This is a genomic window from Mycobacterium sp. DL99 (assembly GCF_004762045.1).
GTDB lineage: Bacteria > Actinomycetota > Actinomycetes > Mycobacteriales > Mycobacteriaceae > Mycobacterium.
Window position 1 is genome coordinate 5487094 of record NZ_SJOM01000007.1, and the last position, 20338, is coordinate 5507431.

Consider the following 20338-nt stretch of genomic DNA (forward strand, 5'->3'; position numbering starts at 1 on the left):
GGCGCCCACCGGCACGACTTGAACCTGATCATGAGCGAAAAAGTGTGGTTCATCACCGGTGCATCGCGGGGCTTCGGACGGGAGTGGGCGATCGCTGCCCTGGATCGGGGTGACAAGGTAGCCGCCACCGCGCGTGACACCGCGACACTGGCCGATCTGGCCGACAAGTACGGCGACGCGCTGCTGCCGATCCGGCTGGACGTCACCGACCGCGAGGCGGACTTCGCCGCCGTGAAAGCGGCCCACGATCGCTTCGGTCGGCTGGACATCGTCGTCAACAACGCGGGCTACGGCCAGTTCGGGTTCATCGAGGAGTTGTCGGAGGCCGACGCCCGCGATCAGATCGAGACGAACGTCTTCGGCGCGCTGTGGGTCACCCAGGCCGCGCTGCCGTACCTGCGGGCGCAAGGCAGCGGGCACATCATCCAGGTGTCCTCGATCGGCGGAATCACCGCGTTCCCGTTGGTCGGCATGTACCACGCGTCCAAGTGGGCGCTGGAAGGGTTCTCGCAGTCGCTGGCCGCCGAAGTCGCACCGTTCGGTATCCATGTGACGCTGATCGAGCCCGGCGGGTTCTCCACCGACTGGGCCGGATCCTCGGCCAGACATGCTGCCCCGCTTGCCGATTACGACGAGGCCCGCGCCGCCGCACAACGCGCCCGGGCACAGCGCAGCGCCAAGCCCGGCGATCCCAAGGCCTCGGCCGAGGCGGTGCTGAAGATCGTCGACGCCGAAAACCCGCCGCTGCGAGTGTTTTTCGGCGAACTACCGCTGCAGCTGGCCAAGGCCGACTACGAGAGCCGGCTGGCGACGTGGGAGCAGTGGCAGCCGGTGTCGGTCCTGGCACAGGGCTGAGTTCGCTCGCCGGGCAGAGGTCACGCAGCGCGCAACTGACGCAGGCCCTGCACGGCCTCGTAGTGCCCGATCAGCTCATCGCAGATCGCCGGCCAGGTGCGGCTCAGCACGCTGCGACGCGCGGCCACCGAGTAGCGCGACCGCTCGGCGATCAGATGCTCCACGGATGCGGGCAGGGCGGACTCGAATTCCTCGACGGGCAGCAACAACCCGGTGCGGTACGGCGCCACCAGGTCCCTGGGTCCGCCTGCATCGGGAGCGATCACCGGCAGGCCGGAGGCCATCGCCTCCTGCACGGCCTGGCAGAACGTCTCGTGCTCACCGGGGTGGACGAAGACGTCCATGCTGGCGTAGGCCGCAGCCAGCGCCTCACCGTGCAGTTCACCGGTGAAAACGGCGGTGGGCAAGACTGTTCGGAGTTTGGCGCGGTCCACCCCGTCGCCCACCACCACCAGCTGAAGGTCGTCCCGCCCGGCCAGCGCGGCCAGCCGCTCCACGTGCTTCTCCGGCGCCAGCCGCCCGACGAACCCGACGATCGGCCTGCCCTCGGGAGACCACGCCGCCCGCAGTTGCTCATCGCGGGCCGACGGCGCGAAACCCGTGATGTCGACCCCGCGCCCCCACTTGAAAACCCGGGGAATCCGGTGGGCTTCAAGGTTTTCCATCGCTGAGGTGGACGGGGCAAGCGTGCGGTCGGCCTTGCTGTGCAGCCTCCGCGTCCACGTCCACGAGGCCCGCGAGAGGACGCCGACGCCGTAGCTCTCGGCGAAACCGGCGACATCGGTCTGGAACACCGCCACCGTCGGCACCCCCAGGTAGCGGGAGGCATGTACGCCGCCCCAGCCGAGCAGGGCCGGCGATGCGAGGTGAACGACGTCGGGGTCGAAGCCGCGCAGCACGTTCACTATCCGGGGCCGCGGCACACCCAGCGGCAGCGAGGTCACCTTGGGAAACATCCGTGAGGGCACCCGGTGCACACGTACACCGTCATGGACGCGGTCGGCGGGCGGCTGACCCCGCGGAGTGTCCGGGGCGATGACGAGTACCTCGTGGCCGGTGCGGCGGAGATGCTCGATCACCCGAAGCACCGAGTTGGTGACGCCGTTGACATTCGGGAGGAAGGACTCTGCAACGATCGCAACGCGCACACCGGAATGGTCTCAGCGGCACCTGTCGCCTAGGTAGCGTCCGGGGATACGACACGCTAAAAGCTGATGCGCGGGGCTAGTGTTGCGGCATGCGTTTGTCCCGCGTTGCTGCAGCGATGCTGGCCGTGCTGGCCTTGTCCGTTGCGGGGTCCACCACGGGCTGCACCCGGCTCGTCGACGGCACCGCGCAGGCCAACGGAGACAAACCCGGCAGCGCGATCACCCAGGACGGCTGGGGGGTCCAGATCGGCTATCCGGATGCGCCCGCGCGGATCGAGTTCTTCACCGAACCACAGTGCCCGGCATGTGCACACCTGCAGCATGAGTTCGGCGACGCTATCGCCAACGCCGTCGGTCAGGGCAAGTTGGCGGTGACGTACCGGCCGCTGACCTTCCTGGACCGCTCGGTCACCGAGTATTCGGCCCACGTGGCCAATGCTCTGTTCCTGGCCGCGGGACCGACTACCACCGGGGCGGCATTCCAGGCATTCGTGCAGGATCTGTGGGGCCACCAGGAACCCGAGGGCTCGCCCGGCCCGACCGACGACCAGATCGCCGCCATGGCCTCCGACAGCGGGGTCGGCGCCGAGCAGACCGAAAAGATCGCCGCGGGTGAGCACGCCGTCGACGCCGACCAGCTCAACGACGCCAACGCCGAACTGCTCACCGAAACCCAATATGAGGTGTCCACCCCGGCGATCTACGACCTCGTCGGCGAGCAGGTTGTCGACACCAGCGACCCTGACTGGCTGGCCAAACTGCTGGCTACGCCGCGGAGCTGACCCGGCTCAGCCGTCGCTGCAGGAACGCCAGCAGCGTCAGCGCCGCGGCCGCAACCAACCAGCCCACCACCGCGATCGACCCGGCCGGGATGATCGACAGCGAGGCATCGCGGTCGCGGACCCGCACCAGATCGGGATTGTTCTTGTCGTATTCGACGTAGATCCGCATCCCGGTGTCGAGTTCGGACGGATACAGCACGCCCAGCTCGGGACGGTAGGTCACGCGGTCGGGCGTGACGAACTCGATCGTCGAGCGCCGCGGTCCGGCACTCAGCACCTCGGCGGCGGCCACGCCCATGTTGCTCTCGATCTGCTGGTCATTGCGCCACGCGCCGAGCACCAGCAGCACCGACTGCAACGTGACCAGGCACGCGGCGATCACCACGCCGATCCGCACCCGGCGGATGATCCGCTGGGACCGCGTCTCGCCCGGTTCGCCGTACAGGTGCGGAATCAGCGGCTGCACCATCGCCCGCAAACGCGCCGCGATCTGCGCGGGCCTCACAAGGCGGCCTTGATCGACGCGTGCAGGGCGCGCAGCGACGACCGGTCGGCCTTCACCTCCAGCACCCGCATCCCGTCGAAGGGTTCGGCCAGCGCAGCGCCGAGTGCGTCAGCCTCCACCTGCTGACTGTCCACGTGATAGGCGCGGCACAACGCCGCGACATCCACATCGTGCGGGGTACCGAAGATTCGCGACGAGACGTCGGCGAACCGTGGATCACCCTGTTCGAGCAGCTCGAAGATGCCGCCGCCGTTGTCGTTGGACACCACGATGGTCAGGTTGCGCGGCGTCGGCTCGGTGGGCCCGACCAACAGCCCCGAGCTGTCGTGCACAAAGGTCAGATCCCCGATCAGCGCAATGGTCCGGCCATCGTGCGCCAGCGCCGCACCGATCGCCGTCGACACCGTGCCGTCGATACCGGCGACACCGCGGTTGGACCGCACCTTGACGCCCGCAGTGCGCAGCCCGACCAGGGCGGCGTCGCGCACCGGATTGGACGCCCCGAGCACCAGCTGATCCCCCGGGCGCAGCGCATCGGCGACCACCGCGGCCACGTGCAGACCGGTGGTCAGCGGGTGCGACGCGAGTTGCTGCCGCACCGCCGCCACGGCGTGCTGGTTGAGCTCGGTGCAGCGGCTCAGCCAGGCCGGGTCCGGGGTGCCGGTCGTCACCGCGCGGGTGCCGGTGGCCATCGAGTTGCCCGAGACGTCGGGCCAGCGCGGGCCCGTGGTCAGTGCGTAGACCGGCACCGCCGGATCGGCCAGCAGTGCCGAGACCGGCCGGTGCAGGGTGGGACGCCCCAGCATGATGACCTGTTTGGGGTGCACGAGGCGCAGCGCCAGCGGGTGCAGCGGGTTCTCCGGAAGCGGCGCGGTGGGCTCGGCCACCGTCGGCAACCCCGCCAGATTGGGGTGGACGCCGGCACCATGGCCGGCGATCACCACGGTGTCCGGGGTGAGGTCGATCTCCAGCGGCTGGTCGAAACTCACCGGCGGCGTGTAGGTCCAGGGCTTGCCGTCCGGGCGGCCCGGCGGGAAGGACGCGTCCCCGTGCGCGCTGTCGGGAACCAGCGGCTCGCGCAGCGGGATGTCGAACTGCACGGGCCCGGCGTTGGCGGTACGCGATCCGGTGGCCGCCGCAAGCACCCGGCAGGTCGCCGAGCGCCACTGGGCGTTGAGCGAAATGAGTTCGCCCGGCTTCGCCCCGGTGAGTTCGGGCGCCAGACCCACACTGATGTTCGCCCGCACCTGGGTACCGAAATAACCCAATTGCTCAAAGGTCTGGTTGGCGCCGGTGCCCAACATTTCATAGGGCCGGTTGGCGCTCAGCACGATCAGCGGCACCCGGGCGTAGTTGGCCTCGACGACCGCGGGGCCGAGGTTCGCCACCGCGGTGCCCGAGGTCATCGCGATGCAGACCGGGGACCGCTCGGCGACTGCAAGACCGACGGCCAGGTACCCGGCCGTGCGCTCGTCGATGCGGACGTGAAGGCGTATGCGGCCGGCACGGTCGGCGTCGGACAGCGCGAACGCCAGCGGCGCATTCCGCGAGCCCGGGCACAGCACCACATCGCGGACACCGCCGCGGATCAGTTCGTCGACGACTACGCGCGCCTGTGCCGTCGAGGGGTTCACCACTCCACCTTATTCGTCAGTACCGGCCGGTCTGCCCGGTCTGCCCGGCCAGGAACTCGAGCAGCGCGGCGTTGACGGCGTCGGGCCTCTCGATGAAGCCGAGATGGCCGGTGTCGGGGATCTCCAGGTAACGGGCTGTGGGAATCGCGTCGGCCACCTCACGACTCAGGTGCGGCGGCAGCACCACGTCGTCGGCGAACCCGATGACCAGCACCGGCGCAGTGATGGCCTGGTACGCCGGCAGCCGGTTACCCACCGGAGCGGCGTCGGACTGGGCCACCAGCCCCGGTGTCTGCTTGGTGGGCCACATGGTGAACATCTCACTCCAGTCGCGCACCAGCACGTCGTCGTTGAGCGTCTTGGGCGAGAAACTCTCCATCATCCGGAGCTTGGCGTCGAACGTCGGCGGCAGCTGAACGCCCGAGGCCGCCAGGTCGCGTTCGGCGGTACGGAAGAACTCGCGGGCCCGGTCGTGCCGGCCGCGGGTGGCCATCAACACCGCCGATCGCACCAGCTCGGGACGGGCCAACATCAGTTCCTGAGCGATGAACGAGCCCATCGACACACCCACGATGTGCGCCGGAGCAGCACCCAGCTTCTCGATCAGCTCGGCGGTGTCGGCCACCATCTGCTCGGTGCCGAACCCCTGGGCGTTCTCCGTCGCGCCCACCCCACGGTTGTCGAAGGTGATGACGCGGTAGCCGGCCCGCTGCAGCGCGGGGACCTGATGCAGATGCCAGGTGCGGCCGGCTCCCCCGCGTCCGGCGATGAACAGCACCGGGTCGCCCTTGCCTCGCTCGTCATAAGCCAAGTTCATCCGGCCGACGCTACTTGATGGCAGTCAGTGCAACAGCTCACGCGCTGCAGCCGTCTCAGCGCTCACGCGCTGCGGCGCCCCCGCACCCTGCGGATCGCCTGATCCCAGGCCAGCAACACCCCGGCCTTGAGCGGTTCGGGCTTGATCATGTCCTTGCCCAGCAATGCGGTGGCGCCGGCCTTGGTGGCCGCGCTCGCCTTCGACATGTGCCCGGAGTCGAACGGCGGCTGCGGGTCGTACTCGATCATCAGCTGAATGGCCTTGGCCTTCGCCTCGCCGCCGATCTGACCGGCCAACCACATGGCCAGGTCGATCCCCGCCGAGACACCCGCCGCCGTGATCACCTTCCCGTCGGGGTCGGCACGCACGATGCGCTGATCCCCCACCGGGGTGGCGCCCATCAGCTTCAGCGCGCTCAACACCGACCAGTGCGAGGTGGCACGCTTCCCATCCAGCAGGCCCGCCGCGGCCAGCACCACCGAACCCGAGCACACCGAGGCCATCCAGGTGGTCCCCGGATACACCTGCCGCACCCAGTCGAGCACCCTTTCGTCGCGGGCCACCATGGTGGTGCCCGGCCCGCCTGGCACCAGCACCACATCGGGCGAAGGGGTTTCGTTGAAACTGTGGGTGGCGCCCACCATCAGCACCCCGGAGTCGGCGGTGACGGGGCCCGGCTCGTGCCAGACGAACCGCACTTCCGTGTCGGGCAGATTGCGCAGCACCTCATAGGGCCCGATGAAATCGAGCGCGGTGAAGCTGGGGTACAACACGATTGCGATCTGCATGGTTTGTTCCTTTCAGGCGGTTAAATCTCCGCTCCTCGCGTGCGCGGAAGTCTTGCGGTACTGGTCAGGCGAAATGCCAAGGCGCCGAACGAAATTACGCCGCATGGTCTCGGCGGTGCCGAACCCACAGCGGGCGGCGATGACGGTGACGGTGTCATCGGATTCCTCGAGCTGACGCCGCGCGGCATCGGTGCGGATACGTTCCACGTAGGCACCGGGCGCCTCACCGACCTCGTCGGTGAACACCCGGGTGAAATGCCGGGGGCTCATCGCCGCGCGCCGGGCCAGATCGGAAATGCTGTGCGCACCACCGGGTTCGACCTCGATGGATTCCTGCACCTCGCGGATCGGAGCACGCTTGGCCCGTGGCATCCACACCGGCGCAGCGAACTGAGTCTGCCCGCCGGGCCGACGAAGGTAGAGCACCAGGTACCGGGCGACAGTCTGGGCGATGTCAGTGCCGTAGTCGTCCTCGACCAGCGACAACGCCAGGTCGATGCCTGCGGTCACGCCGGCCGCCGTCCACACGCGCTCGGAGCTCCTCACGAAGATCGGATCGGGATTTACCGCCACCGAAGGGAATTCATCGGCCAATCGACGGGCCGAGGACCAGTGAGTGGTAGCGGCGCAGCCGTCGAGCAACCCGGCCTCAGCGGCCAGGAACGCTCCGGTGCACACACTGACGACGCGGCGGGCGTGGCGCGATGCGGTGCTGATCCAGTCGACCACTGCCGGGTCGGCTCGGGCGGCGTCGGTCCCGATACCGCCGGGGATGACGATGGTGTCGATCGGAGCGTGCGGGTCAGGCAATGGCGCGGCGACGAACTCCAACCCGGTGAGCGTGGTGACGGGCCGACCGTCCACAGCGGTCAGGGTGACGACGTAGCCGTCGTCGGATCGGCCCTGGCCGACCAGGGCCAGCGTGGCGGTGGCGAACACGTCGAACGGCCCGGCCAGGTCCAGGGCCTGCACCCCGGGGTAGCCCAGGATCACCACCGATCGCGTCACATCTCCAGTGTTCGTGACCTCGGCGATGGCGTCTATGCCCTGTACCCCACAAATCAGGACATGAGCTTGTCGGATGGCGTCGCGATGATCGGCGGCATGACGGAGTACACGTACCGCGCTCAATGGTCGTACGAGGATCGCTGGTACCAAGGGTTGTGTCTTGAGTTCCCCAACCTGTCGGCGAATGGCCTCACGGCGCACGAAGCGATTGCGGCCGTCGAGAAGTTGGTCACCGAAGAGTTGGCGATGATTCGGGCCGCCGACGACACCCCGCCGCAATCGTTGACCGACCATCGCTACAGCGGCAAGTTCATGGCGCGGGTCTCGCCGTCGCTGCACGCCAGGCTCGTTGTGGAGGCCGCCGAACAGGGAGTGTCGTTGAACCAGTGGGTGGTTCAGAAACTTGTCGGTCGACCTTCGGTGTCGCTGGCTGATCTGTACTAGTCGCCGTCGAGCCCGGTCTCGAAGGCATAGTCGATCTCGAAACCTGGTATCGCCGGCGGTACCACATTTCGAGAGCACACGTGACGCGGCCGAGCGGTACTGGTGTGACGGATGTGGCCTCGGAGCCTTACAGCTTCTTGATCCCGCGCACCACCCGGTAGAACGACGGCACCGTCGCCGCTCCGCGCCGCAGGCTGCGCTGCATCAGGCCACCATTGGTCAGCACCAGGTGACGCACCCCGCACTCCCGCCACTCGGCAACCCGGTCCAGGACCTCGTCGGGCGTGCCGATCAGCCCCATGTCCCGCATCAGGTCAGGCGTGATGCCCTTGATGTGCGAGAGCGCGGTCTGCTCGTCCCAGTCCTGGGGCAGGATGTCCTGCCCGCCGGAGAATCCCACTCCCAACGGGTGCTCTGCGCCGTGCTGCGCGAAGTACTCATCGGACGCACTGAGGCAGCCCGCCCGCATCACTTCGGATTCCAGGGCGTCGTCGACCTCGGCGCGGGTGCGCGCCGCCACCACCATCACCAACAGCGCCGGGGTGATGGCCATGGGGTCACGGCCCGCGTCGGACGCGGCCCCGCGCACCACGTCCAACCGCTGGGCATAGTCCTGGGGCGAGTACGGGAAAGCCGGGAAGAACCCGTCGCCGTAGCGTCCGGCGATACGCAACATCCTGGGGCCGTGCGCGGCCACCCAGATCGGCGGCCATTTGCCCCGGTAGGGCGGCAGATCGAAGATCGCGTTGCGCAGCGGGAAGAATGGCGAATCACGGTTGACCAGTTCACCGTTCGAGTTCCACAGCGCCTCCTCGAACCGGGCCACCCGACAGATAGTTGGCACGGGTGAAGGTGTCCGGCGCCGGCTTGCTCGCGGTGATCAAATCCAGTAGGCCGACCTGCAATCCGCCCATAGGGATCAGAGCTTCTTGAGCTTGCGGACGACCTGGCTGTACAGCAGCTGAGACGTCAGGCCCTTGCGGAGCTTGCGCTGCAGCGGCCCGACATTCGCCAACACCAGATACCGGACACCGCAATTGCGCCACTCCGCCGCCTGCTCGACAACCTCGTCCACCGTCCCGCACAGGTACATCTCCCGAAGCAACGACGTCGGAACCGCCTTGATGTAGGACAGAGCCGTCTCCTCATCCCAGTCCTGCGGCAGGATGTCCTGCGCACCCGAGAAGCCGACACCCAGCGGATGCTGAGCGCCGTGGCGGGCATAGAAGTCGTCGGGCGCGTTCAACGCGCCGGCCTTGATGACCTCGGATTCCAGCGCCTCATCGAGGTCCTCGGGCGTGCGCCCCGGAACGACCATGATCCAGAGGGCAGGCGTGATGACCATCGGATCGCGCCCGGCGTCGGAGGCCGCCGACCGCACGACATCGAGGCGCTGCGCGTACTCCTGCGGCGCATGGGGGAACGCGGGAAAGAACCCCTCGGCGTACCGTCCGGCGGCCCGCAGCATTCTCGGGCCATGCGCGGCGATCCAGATCTCGGGCCAGCGTCCGCGATATGCGGGCAGATCGAAGATCGCGTTGTGCAGCGGGAACAACGGCGAATCACGGTTGACCAGTTCACCGTTCGACTCCCACAGGGCACGGATCGTGGCCATCGCCTCCTCGAACCGAGCCACCGGCCTCGCCCACTCGACGCCGTACGGTTCGTTGCCCTCACGCTCCCCGGCGCCGATGCCGAGGATGAACCGCCCCTTGGTGAGCAGGTTCATCGTCGCGGCGGCCTGCGCAGTGACGGCCGGATTGCGTCGCCCTGTATCGGTCACCCCGACTCCCAACCGCAGACGTGCAACCCGGTTGCGGGCGGCGAGGTTGCCCAGCATGGTCCACGGCTCCAGATAGGCATCGGCCGATGGCAGTAACTTGGCTCCGCCGCAGAACTTCGGTTGCCACAGCGTCCGTGGGAACAACGCGTTGAGGTGGTCGGGTACCCAGAACGAGTCCACACCCCCGGCCACTGCACTCAGGTAATTGGCCCGGGTGAACGTGTCCACCGCCGGACGCGCGGCGATCGTCGGATCCATGATGCCGACGCGGAATCGAGTCATTCAGCGAGTGTCGAACGCGCGGGCCGGTTTCCTTAGCGTAGGGACCTACTCCAATATCAGCGGGTAGCACTCCCGTACCCGATCGATCCACCACTGCCGCCGCTGCGGCGTCGCAGCCAGCGCAGACAACCGCGCAGGATCCGGCACTACCGCCCCGACGGACAGGTAGCCGCCCACCGGCGCGGGCGCCTCCGCGACGTCCTCCACGAAAAGTCCGCCCGTGCCCAGCCCGCAGGCATGCCGCAACTCGGGCAGCGCCGCGGCGGCCAACAGTCCCCGGGCAATGCCCACCGCGGAATCCAGTGCACTGGACACCACGATCGGGATATCGATCTGCGCGGCGATGTCGAGCATCCGCGCCACCCCACCCAGCGGCGCCACCTTGAGCACCGCGACGTCAGCGGCGCGGGCCCGCACCACCCGCAGCGGGTCAGACGCCTTGCGGATCGACTCGTCAGCGGCGATCGGCACCGCCACCTGCCGGCGCAGTGCGGCCAACTCGTCGACCGTCGCGCACGGCTGTTCCAGATACTCCAGCGGTCCGTCGGCGGTCAGCGCCGTCGCGGCAGCCACCGCCTCCCGCAGCGTCCAGCCTGCATTCGCATCCACCCGCACCACCGGAACGTGTGCGCGCACGGCGTTGACCCGCGCGACGTCGTCGGCCAGCGTCTGACCCGGCTCGGCCACCTTGACCTTGGCCGTGCGCGCTCCGGGAAACCGCGCCAGAACCTCGGGCACCTGACCGGCCGGCACCGCAGGCACGGTGGCGTTGATCGGGACACGGTCGCGGTACACCGCCGGCGTCGGACCGTACGCGGCCTCGATCCCGGCCGCCAGCCAGGCCGCCGCCTCCGGCGCCTCGTATTCGGGGAACGCGCCGAACTCACCCCAGCCGGCCGGGCCGTCGATCAGCGCCACCTCACGAACCGTGATGTCGCGGAAGCGAACCCGCATCGGCAGGGAAACGACGTGAAGACGCTCCAGGAGCTCGTCCAGTGCCGGCGTCGCGTCAATCACGCCGTCAATGATGCCCAAACCGGTCAGCCGGCGCCCAATGTCCGCTGGATGTCGGGCTTCATCTGGTTCAATTGCGCACCCCAGTAGCCCCACGTGTGGGTGCCGGTGGGCGGGAAGTTGAACACCGCGTTGTGCCCGCCCGCCGCGACGTACTGATCGCGGAAGTTGAAGTTGCTCTGCAGCGCAGTGTTTTCCAGGAAGGTCGAGGCGACGTCGTTACCGCCCAACTCTCCCGGCGTCCCCGAGCCGCAGTAGACCCAGATGCGAGTGTTGTTCGCCACCAGTCGCCCCACCTGCAGCGTCGGATCGTTGCGCGCCCACGCCGGATCACCGGGCGGGCCCCACATGGCCGTGGGCGAGAAACCACCGGAATCGCCCATCGCCAGCCCGATCAACCCGGGCCACGGGCCGGCCGACGGATTCAGGAACGCCGACAACGACCCCGCATAGCGGAACTGCTGTGGGTAGTACGCGGCGAGAATCAGCGCCGAGCTGCCCGACATCGACAGCCCGACCACAGCGTTGCCCGACGAGGACACATGCTTGTTCGCCGCCAGCCACTGCGGCAACTCACTGGTCAGGAACGTCTCCCACTTGTACGTCCATACCCCGCCGTTGCCCGCGGCGGGCTGGTACCAGTCGGTGTAGAAGCTCGACATACCGCCGACCGGCATGACCACCGACAGCCCGGATTGGTAGAACCACTCGAATGCCGGAGTCTCGATGTCCCACCCGCTGAAGTCGTCGCGGGCCCGCAAGCCGTCCAACAGATAGACCGCGTGAGACCCGCCGCCCTGGAACTGGACTTTGACATCGCGGCCCATCGCCCCTGACGGCACTGTCAGCATCTCGACCGGTAAACCCGCTCTTGACCAGGCATTTGCCGTCGGTGGCGGCTCGAGTAGTCCGCCGGTCACCACCATGGCCAGGGCAGTCAGAAACCCGAACCCGCGAGCGAATCGCTTCAATCTATGCGCATGTGCCATGTCCGCACCCCACATCTCCACGCACACGTATGGAGCCGAAGCTACTCCGCCCGGAACGGGAAATACAGAGAAATCGGGCGCCAATTCCTACACGGTGGCGCGGTCGCGGCCCTCCCAGTACGGCTTGCGTAGGTCTTTCTTGAGGATCTTGCCGGTGGGATTTCGGGGCAATTCGTCGACGATATCCACTGATTTGGGACACTTGTAGGCCGCAAGATGTTCCCGGGCGAACGCGATCAGATCCCGTTCGGTGACGTCCCCGTCCAGTGTCACAACGGCTTTCACCGACTCGCCCCATTTTTCGTCGGGCACGCCGATCACCGCGACCTCGGTGACCGCGGGATGTTCGGCCAGCACCCGCTCGACCTCGATCGAGTAGATGTTCTCCCCACCGGAGATGATCATGTCCTTGAGCCGGTCCTCGACGAAGATGTACCCACCGTCGTCCACGCGGCCGATATCGCCCGTGCGGAACCAGCCCTCGGGCGTGATCGACTCCGCCGTGGCGTCCGGCCGGTTGAGATAACCCTTCATCAATTGCGGTGAACGGAACCACAATTCACCCTGTTCGCCGACGGGCACATCGGCACCGGTGTCGGGGTCCACCACCCTGACCTCGCTGCCGGGGACGACGGTGCCCGCACTCATGAGCCGCGCTTCGGTCGCGCCGCGATGATCGTCCGGACCCAATCGGCTGATCGCACCGGACACCTCGGTCAACCCGTAGACCTGGATGAACTCCGTCTCGGGCCACGCCTGCAACGCAGAACGCAACAGCGGCAACGGCATTGGCGACGCACCGTAGGCAAAGGTCTTCAGCGCACCGAACAGCTTCACGGCGTCCTCACCGGTATCGAACACTTTGGACAGCACCGCAGGCACGAGGAACGTCCGGTTCGCCCCGGCCAGAATTCCGCCGGCCAACGCCATGCCGTCAACATCACGCGTCATGTAACTCGGCGCCCCGTGGTGCAGCCCCCACTGCATGTACGACGACCCGCCGACATGGAACAGCGGCATGGCCACCAGGCTCTTGTCCCCGTCGCCGAGCGTCCAGCCCTCGAACGCATTGAGGGTGTGGGCGATGACGTTGGTGTGGGTGAGCGCAATGCCCTTGGGCCGGCCGGTGGTACCCGAGGAATACATGACGATCGCCACGTCGTCGGACTGCACGTCCGGTGCATGACCGACCGGCGACGCACCGGCGAGCAGCGCCTCATACTCGTCCCCGTCACCGCCCTCGGGGGTCACCGTCACGATGTGCTCGACGGACGTGAGGCGGTCGGCGATCGCGTCGATGCCCGCCCGGAGCTCCTCACCGACCACCAGTACCTTCGCCCGGCAGTCGTTGAGCACATAATCCAACTCGTCGGCGGCGAGCCGAAAGTTGATGATGGCGTTGGCCGCACCGAGTGACGCGGCCGCCAGCGTCATCTCGACACATGCCGGGTGGTTCTTGTCGAGGAACGCGACCACGTCGCCACGACCGACGCCCCACGCACTCAACGCACCGGCCAACCGCTGGACCCGGTCGTACCACTGCGACCAGGTCCACGTACGGCCCAGATACGTGACCGCCTCCTCGTCAGGTTTGGTCACTGCCCAGTGGGCGACACGTTCGTCGAGAAACTTCGGAGCCGGCAAATCTGACATGCCCCGAGCGTGCCACGGCACGCCAGCCGTCAGCCAGCTTTCGGATAAACCTGCCGCCCGGCCAGGAACGTGGCCTGTACCTCCAGGTCCGCGATGCTCTCCGGGGCGGTTTCACGGGGGTCCGCGGACACGATCACCAGGTCGGCGTACTTACCGACCTGGAGCGAACCGATCACGTTGTCGGCGAACAACTGCCACGCCGCATCGATCGTCTGCGCCCGGATCCCCTGCTCGACGGTCAGCCGCTCCTCGGGCGCCAGGACGCGGCCGCTCGGCGCGGTCCGCGTGACGGCCACGCTGATGTTGCGCAGCGGCTCCTCCGGGGTGACCGGCGGATCGTTGTGCAGGGAGATCCGCATGCCCGTGGCCACCGCGGAGCCGGCGGGCATCCACCGTCCGCCGTGTTCGGGCCCGAACAACCCGTCGACGAGCACGTCGCCCCAGTAGTGCAGGTGGTCGACGAACAGGCTGCAGGTGACTCCGAGGGCGTGGGCACGCTGCAACTGCTCGGGCGTGATGGCACCGACGTGTTCCAGCCGCAGCCGGTGATCGTCACGGGGATGCGCCCGCAGAACCTCTTCGTAGACGTCGAGGATGGTGTCCACCCCGGCGTCGCCGTGCACGTGGCAGGCCAACTGCCAGCCCTGCGGAAAGAACGTGCCGACGATCTCGGCGAGTTGCTCTTTCGTGTAGTTGGCGTGCCCGCAGGAGCCGGGCACCACCCCGATGGTCCGGGTGGCCTCGGTATCCAGGTACGGGAACGTCAGGTCGATGTTGCCGACCCATGGCGACCCGTCGACCCAGATCTTGATGCCGACCTGGCGCACGATGTCGTCCCCCTCGGACGGGGTGGCATCGGTGTGCAGGGCCGCGGTGGACATCTCGTAGGTACGCAACCGCACCGTCAACTGGTCGTGCAGCTGCGCGAGCAGCGGCCGGAACATCGGGTCGAACGCCATCTCCGAGCAGGTCGTCAGCCCGGCGCGGTTCAGACGGGCGCATTCGGCGGCCAGCATCGCCGGGTAGTCGCTCACCGAGATGGCGTCGCCCAGCAGTGGGAACACCGCTCCGGTCTCCTCGGCCGTGCCGTCGAGGTTGCCGTCGGCATCGCGCCCGTACTTGGCGCCCTTGGGGTCCGGGGTGTTCTTCGTCAGTCCGGCGCGGCGCGCCGCCGCAGAGTTGAAGTACGCCTTGTGACCCGAGTTGTGCACGATCACCAGCGGGGTATCCGGGGCGGTGGTGTCCAGCCAGGCCAGGGTGGGCTCCGGCAATCCGTGCTGCAGCAACGGATCCCAGCCGTTCAAGAAGGCACCTTCGGCCCCGCGTCTGGCCACCTCCGCGCCGATCGCGTCGAGCACCGCCTCGGCGTTCTCCAACGTGACCGGACGGATGTCGACGATGCGGCCTGACAAAGCCACCGCCTCCATCAACGGATGACCGTGCGCCTCAACGAAACCCGGCATGACGCAGCCGTCGGCCTCGCGGACGTCGGTCGCGGGGCCGACCCAGGCAGCCACCTCCGACCGGGACCCGACCGCGACGATGCGGCCGCCGGACACCGCGATCGCCTCGGCAGTGGGTCGCGCGGAGTCGACGGTGAGGATGGTTCCGTAGAGGACGAGATCGGCCGGCACAGCGGGGCTGGTCATGGTCGGATGCTAGAGCGTGGTGACGTTTGCCCGGGTGCGTCCCCAAAAGAACTTCAAAAAGTTCTGGGTGCCTTGTCGATTTCCGCGGGGTGCCGTTCGACGTACTAACGAGGGCTACTCAAGAACAATGGACGGGCCCCTTCCCGACACCAGAAGGAGACAGACAATGTCGCGCTACATGCTGATCATGCGGTCCACCCCCGAAGCCGAGACTGCGATGGCCGAGCAGAACATCGACTTCAACGAGATCATCGCGTCGATGGGCCGCTACAACGAGGAGCTCATCAAGGCCGGCGTACTGCTGGCCGGCGAGGGATTGACCGACCCCGACGAAGGCTTCGTCGTCGATTTCAATGCCGATCCCCCGGTGGTCACCGACGGGCCGTACACCGAGGCCAAGGAGCTGTTCAACGGGTTCTGGATGCTCGATGTGTCCTCCAAAGAGGAGGCCAAGCAGTGGGCGCGTAAGTGCCCGCTGGGCTGCGGCGTGAAGCTGGAGGTCCGCCGGGTCAGCGAAACCGATGAGTTTCCGCAGGACAACGAGTGGGTTCAGAAAGAGATCCAGTGGAAGGCCGAACTAGCAGAGAAGCTCGCCCAGCAGGCCCGCGAGGCCGCCAACCGCTGACCTGGGCACAGGCCCCGGCGGTCCCTAACCCGCCGGGGCCTGGCTCCCACCCCCACAATCAGTCACATTAGGCAGCGTCAACAGGGTCGACACGAGTAGCGCGCTACCTGTATTTCGATCCGTATATCGCTCCGCGGCGACCTCGTGTTACGCCGACATCGGGGGATCGGCTCCACGGTTTCTGGAACACGTTCTAATCTGGACCCCATGAGTGATGCGCTGCTGCACCATCCCATCCATTCCGGCCACCTCACGGTCGGCGCGCTCAAGCGCAACAAGGACAAGCCTGTGCTGTTCCTCGGCGACACCACCCTGACCGGTGGCGAGCTCGCGGAACGCATCAGCCAGTACATTCAGGCCTTCGAAGCGCTCGGCGCGGGCACCGGCGAAGGCGTCGGCCTGCTGTCGCTGAACCGCCCCGAGGTGCTGATGATCATCGGCGCCGGCCAGACCCAGGGGTACCGTCGCACCGCACTACACCCTCTCGGTTCGCTGGACGATCACGCCTACGTGCTGTCCGACGCCGAGGTGACGACCCTCATCATCGACCCCACGCCGGCGTTCGTGGAGCGGGCCCTGGGGTTGCTGGAGAAGGTGCCGTCGCTGCGGCAGGTGCTGACGATCGGACCGGTGCCCGAGGCCCTGGCCGCCTCCAGCGCCTCGGTCTCCGACCTCACGGCCGAGGCCGCCAAGTACTCCCCGGCGCCCTTGGTGGCCGCCGAACTCGCTCCCGAGCACGTCGGCGGCCTGACCTACACCGGCGGCACCACCGGTAAGCCCAAGGGCGTGATGGGCACGGTGCGCTCGATCTCCACTATGACGACCATTCAGCTCGCCGAGTGGGAGTGGCCCGAGAACCCGCGCTTCCTGATGTGCACCCCGCTGTCGCATGCCGGCGCGGCCTTCTTCACACCGACCATCGTCAAGGGCGGCGAACTGGTGGTGCTGACCAAGTTCGACCCGGCCGAGGTGCTGCGGGTGATCGAGGAACAGCGCATCACCGCGACCATGCTGGTGCCGTCGATGATCTACGCGCTGATGGACCACCCGGACTCGCACACCCGCGACCTGTCCTCGCTGGAGACCGTGTACTACGGCGCCTCGGCGATGAACCCGGTGCGGCTGGCCGAGGCGCTCAAGCGCTTCGGGCCGATCTTCGCGCAGTACTACGGCCAGTCCGAGGCCCCGATGGTGATCTCGTACCTGGGCAAGAAGGATCACGACGAGAAGCGGCTGACCTCCTGTGGCAGGCCCACGCTGTTCGCCCGGACCGCGCTACTGGACGCTTCCGGCCAGCCCGTGCCGCAGGGCGAGGTCGGCGAGATCTGTGTGTCCGGGCCACTGCTGGCCGGCGGCTACTGGAAGCTGCCCGAGGCCACCGCCGACACCTTCAAGGACGGCTGGCTGCACACCGGCGACATGGCCCGCGAGGACGAGGACGGCTACTGGTTCATCGTCGACCGGGTCAAGGACATGATCGTCACCGGCGGATTCAACGTGTTCCCGCGTGAGGTGGAAGACGTTGTGGCCGAACATCCCTCGGTGGCGCAGGTGTGCGTGATCGGCACCCCCGACGAGAAGTGGGGCGAGGCCGTGACCGCGGTGATCGTGCTGCGGCCCGACGCCGCCTCCGACGACGAGGCGGTGGCCAAGGTGACCGCGGAGATCCAGTCGTCGGTCAAGGACCGCAAGGGCTCGGTGCAATCGCCCAAGCAGGTGATCGTCGTCGACTCCGTGCCGGTGACCGCACTCGGCAAGCCCGACAAGAAGGCCGTCCGGGCTCAGTTCTGGGAGGGCGCCGCCCGCGCGATCGGCTGAGTCTCCCTGCCGTTCCCTGCGCGAGCAGTCCCCCGCAAGCGGGAGGGGCCCCCAGCGTAGGTACCCGGAATCACGCGATTTGGGGTACCCGCGCGTCTGCTCGGCAGAATGGGTGAGTGCCCGACGACCCGGCAACCGCTGCCGACATGCACGCCACCCTCGACGCGGTGTGGCGGATGGAAGCGGCCAAGATCCTGGCCACCCTGACCCGCGCGGTCGGTGATGTCGCCCTGGCCGAGGATCTGGCATCCGAAGCCTTGCTCGACGCGCTCACGCAATGGCCCCACACCGGTGTGCCACGCAATCCCGGCGCCTGGCTGACCACGGTGGCCAAACGCAAGGCCATCGATCACTGGCGGCGCGCGGAGAACCTCGACGCCAAGTACGCCGTGCTGGCCCGCGATCTGGCCGAACACGTCGAGGAAGCCTGGGACCCCGACCGCATCGACGACGATGTGCTGCGGCTGATCTTCATCGCCGCCCACCCGGTGTTGTCCCGTGAGGCCCAGATCGCGCTGACGCTACGCATGGTCGGCGGGCTGAGCACCGACGAGATCGCCCGGGCCTTCCTGACCTCGACCGCCACTGCGGCCGCCCGCATCACCCGGGCCAAAAAGGCTCTGGCCCAGGCCAACCCACCCTTCGAGGTACCGCCCCGCGACGAATACCCGCAGCGACTGTCGGCGGTGCTCTCGGTCATCTATCTGATCTACAACGAGGGCTACTCCGCGTCCTTCGGCCGGCGCTGGATCCGTGACGAATTGTGCACCGAAGCAGTGAGATTGGGGCGTGTGCTGGCGGCACTGGCGCCCGACGAACCCGAAGTCCATGGCCTCGTGGCGCTCATGGAGTTCCAGTCGTCCCGTTTTGCCGCCCGCACCGACGCCGAGGGCCGGCCCATCCTGCTGGAAGACCAGAACCGGGCCCGCTGGGACCGTGCGCAGATCCAACGCGGCGTCGCCGCCCTTCAGCGCTCCGGTGCCGCACGGCAGCAACGGGGTTGGGGCCCGTATGCGCTGCAGGCCGCGCTCGCCGAATGCCACGCGGTGGCCCCGACCGCAGCCGACACCGACTGGAACCGCATCGTCGCGCTCTACGACGCCCTGCTGCAGATCACGCCCTCCCCCGTCGTGCAGCTCAACCGCGCGGTGGCCGTCGCGATGCGCTCGGGCCCGCAGGAGGCGTGGGAGATCGTCGACGGTATCGAGGGTCTGGACGGCTCCTATCTACTGCCCAGCGTCCGCGGCGAACTGCTGTCCCGACTGGGCCGGAACCTCGACGCCGCCGAACAGTTCGACCGGGCCGCCGAATTGACTGACAACGAACGCGAACGACAGGTACTGGTGGACAAGGCAATCCGCGAACGCGGCTGATACCTGCCCGCCTCATGGCACGATGGCGGACATGGTGTCGGCCGTGTTGTTCGACTTCTCCGGGACTCTGTTCCGCCTCGAGGAACAGGACAGCTGGTTCGCCGGGATGGCCGTCGACGAACAAGAGGTCGACGGCCACGTCCAAACCGAACTGATGCGCCGGCTCACCGCCCCGACCGGGCGGTCCGTGGCGATGACCGACGAGCAATACCGGGCCTGGGCCAACCGCGACCTGGCACCCCACCTGCACCGGGAGGCGTACCTGCATGTGCTGCGGGAATCCGGATTGGCGGACCACCATGCCGAATCGCTGTACAACCGGGTGATCGATCCGGCCAGCTGGACCGCCTATCCCGACACCGCGCGGGTGTTCAAAAACCTGAATGCACAGGGAATCCGGACGGCCGTCGTCTCCAACATCGCGTTCGACGTACGTCCGGCGTTCACGGCGATCGGCACGGCCGAGCACGTCGACGAGTTCGTGCTGTCCTTCGAAGTCGGTGCGGTCAAGCCCGACCCGGCAATCTTCACCGCGGCGCTGGACCGCCTGGGTGTGGCTGCTCAGGACGCGCTGATGGTCGGTGACAGCGAGGAGGCCGACGGCGGTGCCCGCGCAGTGGGTTGCCAGTTCGCGCTGGTCGAGCCACTGCCCACCACAGAGCGGCCCGACGGGCTGATCGCGGCCCTGCAGGGCGTCGACATCCGCGCCTAGTGTGGAGCCATGGCTGACGATCGCATCCGGCCACCGTGGTGGCTGAAGTACGTCAACAAGATGATGATCGGGCTGAACAAGCTCGGCGTCGGCACGGGGCCTGTGGTGCTGACGGTGCCGGGCCGCAAGTCCGGTAAACCCCGCTCGACGCCGGTCACCCCGATGACCATCGACGGCCACCGCTACATCGTCGGCGGGCTGCCGAAAGGCGACTGGGCGGCCAACGCCCGCGCCGCCGGTGAGGCAACCGTGCACCACGGCCGCCGTGACCAGCGGGTGCGGCTGGTGGAGATCCCGGCCGAGCAGGCCCGGCCGCTGCTGCGTCAGTTCCCGATCCTGGTGCCGACCGGTGTGGGTTTCATGCGCAACGCCGGGCTGGTGACCGGGCCCAATCCCGACGAGTTCGAGGCCCTGGCCGGGCGATGCCCGGTGTTCCGGCTGGACCCGATCTAGCCCGCG

The 20338-nt window shown here is 67.8% G+C and carries 20 protein-coding genes; 8 read left to right on the forward strand and 12 right to left on the reverse strand.

The window, feature by feature from the left end; genetic code table 11:
• Nucleotides 1-30 precede the first annotated feature (30 nt).
• Nucleotides 31-855: an SDR family oxidoreductase gene (locus EYZ64_RS26780; RefSeq protein ID WP_135458298.1), complete on the forward strand. Its 825-nt coding sequence runs from the start codon at nucleotides 31-33 to the stop codon at nucleotides 853-855.
• 20 nt (nucleotides 856-875) lie between these two features.
• Here EYZ64_RS26780 and EYZ64_RS26785 read toward each other — a convergent pair whose 3' ends face one another.
• Nucleotides 876-2003 carry a glycosyltransferase family 4 protein gene (locus EYZ64_RS26785; protein ID WP_135458300.1) on the reverse strand — a complete coding sequence of 376 codons (1128 nt, stop codon included), beginning with the start codon at nucleotides 2001-2003 and terminating at the stop codon, nucleotides 876-878.
• Between the two features lie 89 nt (nucleotides 2004-2092).
• On the opposite strand from EYZ64_RS26785, the gene EYZ64_RS26790 reads away from it, so the two are divergent.
• Entirely contained in the window at nucleotides 2093-2785 is a 693-nt protein-coding gene (locus tag EYZ64_RS26790; RefSeq protein WP_286175150.1) for a DsbA family protein, read from the forward strand.
• Here the strand turns inward: EYZ64_RS26790 and EYZ64_RS26795 are convergent.
• From EYZ64_RS26795 to EYZ64_RS26815, 5 genes are all read right to left on the reverse strand, one after another.
• Nucleotides 2769-3254 carry a DUF3592 domain-containing protein gene (locus EYZ64_RS26795; RefSeq protein ID WP_135460277.1) on the reverse strand — a complete coding sequence of 162 codons (486 nt, stop codon included), beginning with the start codon at nucleotides 3252-3254 and terminating at the stop codon, nucleotides 2769-2771. The two genes, EYZ64_RS26790 and EYZ64_RS26795, sit on opposite strands and share 17 nt — an antisense overlap.
• Nucleotides 3255-3286: 32 nt before the next feature.
• The gene (gene menD / locus EYZ64_RS26800) at nucleotides 3287-4924 is read right to left on the reverse strand and encodes a 2-succinyl-5-enolpyruvyl-6-hydroxy-3-cyclohexene-1-carboxylic-acid synthase (RefSeq protein ID WP_167857983.1); all 1638 of its coding nucleotides are present in this window, start codon (nucleotides 4922-4924) and stop codon (nucleotides 3287-3289) included.
• 16 nt (nucleotides 4925-4940) lie between these two features.
• The gene (locus EYZ64_RS26805) at nucleotides 4941-5741 is read right to left on the reverse strand and encodes an alpha/beta fold hydrolase (protein WP_135458305.1); all 801 of its coding nucleotides are present in this window, start codon (nucleotides 5739-5741) and stop codon (nucleotides 4941-4943) included.
• A 62-nt stretch (nucleotides 5742-5803) separates the two neighbouring features.
• Nucleotides 5804-6529 (reverse strand): DJ-1/PfpI family protein, encoded by a 726-nt coding sequence (locus tag EYZ64_RS26810; RefSeq protein ID WP_135458306.1) that lies wholly within the window; start codon nucleotides 6527-6529, stop codon nucleotides 5804-5806.
• Nucleotides 6530-6541: 12 nt separating this feature from the next.
• A complete protein-coding gene (locus EYZ64_RS26815; protein ID WP_210115583.1) occupies nucleotides 6542-7537 on the reverse strand; it encodes a GlxA family transcriptional regulator in 996 nt (331 codons plus the stop codon).
• A gap of 60 nt (nucleotides 7538-7597) precedes the next feature.
• Between EYZ64_RS26815 and EYZ64_RS26820 the strand changes: the two genes are divergently transcribed.
• The gene (locus EYZ64_RS26820; protein WP_135458309.1) at nucleotides 7598-7981 is read left to right on the forward strand and encodes a type II toxin-antitoxin system HicB family antitoxin; all 384 of its coding nucleotides are present in this window, start codon (nucleotides 7598-7600) and stop codon (nucleotides 7979-7981) included.
• Between the two features lie 127 nt (nucleotides 7982-8108).
• On the opposite strand, the gene EYZ64_RS26825 is transcribed toward EYZ64_RS26820, so the two are convergent.
• The 6 genes from EYZ64_RS26825 to EYZ64_RS26850 form a co-directional block, all read right to left on the reverse strand.
• The gene (locus EYZ64_RS26825; RefSeq protein WP_286175151.1) at nucleotides 8109-8807 is read right to left on the reverse strand and encodes an LLM class flavin-dependent oxidoreductase; all 699 of its coding nucleotides are present in this window, start codon (nucleotides 8805-8807) and stop codon (nucleotides 8109-8111) included.
• 93 nt (nucleotides 8808-8900) lie between these two features.
• Entirely contained in the window at nucleotides 8901-10046 is a 1146-nt protein-coding gene (locus tag EYZ64_RS26830) for an LLM class flavin-dependent oxidoreductase (RefSeq protein WP_135458312.1), read from the reverse strand.
• 45 nt (nucleotides 10047-10091) lie between these two features.
• On the reverse strand, nucleotides 10092-11063 hold the full coding sequence (locus tag EYZ64_RS26835) for an o-succinylbenzoate synthase (RefSeq protein WP_135458314.1): 972 nt from the start codon (nucleotides 11061-11063) through the stop codon (nucleotides 10092-10094).
• Nucleotides 11064-11086: 23 nt separating this feature from the next.
• A complete protein-coding gene (locus EYZ64_RS26840) occupies nucleotides 11087-12049 on the reverse strand; it encodes an alpha/beta hydrolase (protein ID WP_135458316.1) in 963 nt (320 codons plus the stop codon).
• Between the two features lie 87 nt (nucleotides 12050-12136).
• Nucleotides 12137-13702: a long-chain-fatty-acid--CoA ligase gene (locus tag EYZ64_RS26845; protein ID WP_135458319.1), complete on the reverse strand. Its 1566-nt coding sequence runs from the start codon at nucleotides 13700-13702 to the stop codon at nucleotides 12137-12139.
• 29 nt (nucleotides 13703-13731) lie between these two features.
• Entirely contained in the window at nucleotides 13732-15351 is a 1620-nt protein-coding gene (locus EYZ64_RS26850) for an amidohydrolase (RefSeq protein ID WP_135458321.1), read from the reverse strand.
• A gap of 166 nt (nucleotides 15352-15517) precedes the next feature.
• Between EYZ64_RS26850 and EYZ64_RS26855 the strand changes: the two genes are divergently transcribed.
• The 5 genes from EYZ64_RS26855 to EYZ64_RS26875 all read left to right on the forward strand — a co-directional run bounded on the left by EYZ64_RS26855 (nucleotide 15518) and on the right by EYZ64_RS26875 (nucleotide 20332).
• A complete protein-coding gene (locus EYZ64_RS26855) occupies nucleotides 15518-15976 on the forward strand; it encodes a YciI family protein (RefSeq protein ID WP_135458323.1) in 459 nt (152 codons plus the stop codon).
• Between the two features lie 207 nt (nucleotides 15977-16183).
• On the forward strand, nucleotides 16184-17794 hold the full coding sequence (gene fadD8 / locus EYZ64_RS26860; RefSeq protein ID WP_135458325.1) for a fatty-acid--CoA ligase FadD8: 1611 nt from the start codon (nucleotides 16184-16186) through the stop codon (nucleotides 17792-17794).
• A 146-nt stretch (nucleotides 17795-17940) separates the two neighbouring features.
• Nucleotides 17941-19167, forward strand: coding sequence for an RNA polymerase sigma factor (locus tag EYZ64_RS26865; RefSeq protein ID WP_135460279.1), 1227 nt, complete (start codon nucleotides 17941-17943; stop codon nucleotides 19165-19167).
• A 22-nt stretch (nucleotides 19168-19189) separates the two neighbouring features.
• Nucleotides 19190-19879 (forward strand): HAD family hydrolase, encoded by a 690-nt coding sequence (locus tag EYZ64_RS26870; protein ID WP_135458327.1) that lies wholly within the window; start codon nucleotides 19190-19192, stop codon nucleotides 19877-19879.
• Nucleotides 19880-19888: 9 nt separating this feature from the next.
• Entirely contained in the window at nucleotides 19889-20332 is a 444-nt protein-coding gene (locus tag EYZ64_RS26875) for a nitroreductase family deazaflavin-dependent oxidoreductase (protein ID WP_135458329.1), read from the forward strand.
• Nucleotides 20333-20338: the final 6 nt, after the last annotated feature.

What these genes read in the sequence shown, in the direction of transcription:
- EYZ64_RS26780 (WP_135458298.1), top strand. Translation starts at nt 31, where the DNA reads ATGAGCGAAAAAGTGTGGTTCATCACCGGTGCATCGCGGGGCTTCGGA.
- EYZ64_RS26790 (WP_286175150.1), top strand. Translation starts at nt 2,093, where the DNA reads ATGCGTTTGTCCCGCGTTGCTGCAGCGATGCTGGCCGTGCTGGCCTTG.
- EYZ64_RS26795 (WP_135460277.1), bottom strand. Translation starts at nt 3,254, where the DNA reads ATGGTGCAGCCGCTGATTCCGCACCTGTACGGCGAACCGGGCGAGACG.
- EYZ64_RS26805 (WP_135458305.1), bottom strand. Translation starts at nt 5,741, where the DNA reads ATGAACTTGGCTTATGACGAGCGAGGCAAGGGCGACCCGGTGCTGTTC.
- EYZ64_RS26810 (WP_135458306.1), bottom strand. Translation starts at nt 6,529, where the DNA reads ATGCAGATCGCAATCGTGTTGTACCCCAGCTTCACCGCGCTCGATTTC.
- EYZ64_RS26820 (WP_135458309.1), top strand. Translation starts at nt 7,598, where the DNA reads ATGAGCTTGTCGGATGGCGTCGCGATGATCGGCGGCATGACGGAGTAC.
- EYZ64_RS26830 (WP_135458312.1), bottom strand. Translation starts at nt 10,046, where the DNA reads ATGACTCGATTCCGCGTCGGCATCATGGATCCGACGATCGCCGCGCGT.
- EYZ64_RS26840 (WP_135458316.1), bottom strand. Translation starts at nt 12,049, where the DNA reads ATGGCACATGCGCATAGATTGAAGCGATTCGCTCGCGGGTTCGGGTTT.
- EYZ64_RS26845 (WP_135458319.1), bottom strand. Translation starts at nt 13,702, where the DNA reads ATGTCAGATTTGCCGGCTCCGAAGTTTCTCGACGAACGTGTCGCCCAC.
- EYZ64_RS26850 (WP_135458321.1), bottom strand. Translation starts at nt 15,351, where the DNA reads ATGACCAGCCCCGCTGTGCCGGCCGATCTCGTCCTCTACGGAACCATC.
- EYZ64_RS26855 (WP_135458323.1), top strand. Translation starts at nt 15,518, where the DNA reads ATGTCGCGCTACATGCTGATCATGCGGTCCACCCCCGAAGCCGAGACT.
- fadD8 (WP_135458325.1), top strand. Translation starts at nt 16,184, where the DNA reads ATGAGTGATGCGCTGCTGCACCATCCCATCCATTCCGGCCACCTCACG.
- EYZ64_RS26865 (WP_135460279.1), top strand. Translation starts at nt 17,941, where the DNA reads ATGCACGCCACCCTCGACGCGGTGTGGCGGATGGAAGCGGCCAAGATC.
- EYZ64_RS26870 (WP_135458327.1), top strand. Translation starts at nt 19,190, where the DNA reads ATGGCGGACATGGTGTCGGCCGTGTTGTTCGACTTCTCCGGGACTCTG.
- EYZ64_RS26875 (WP_135458329.1), top strand. Translation starts at nt 19,889, where the DNA reads ATGGCTGACGATCGCATCCGGCCACCGTGGTGGCTGAAGTACGTCAAC.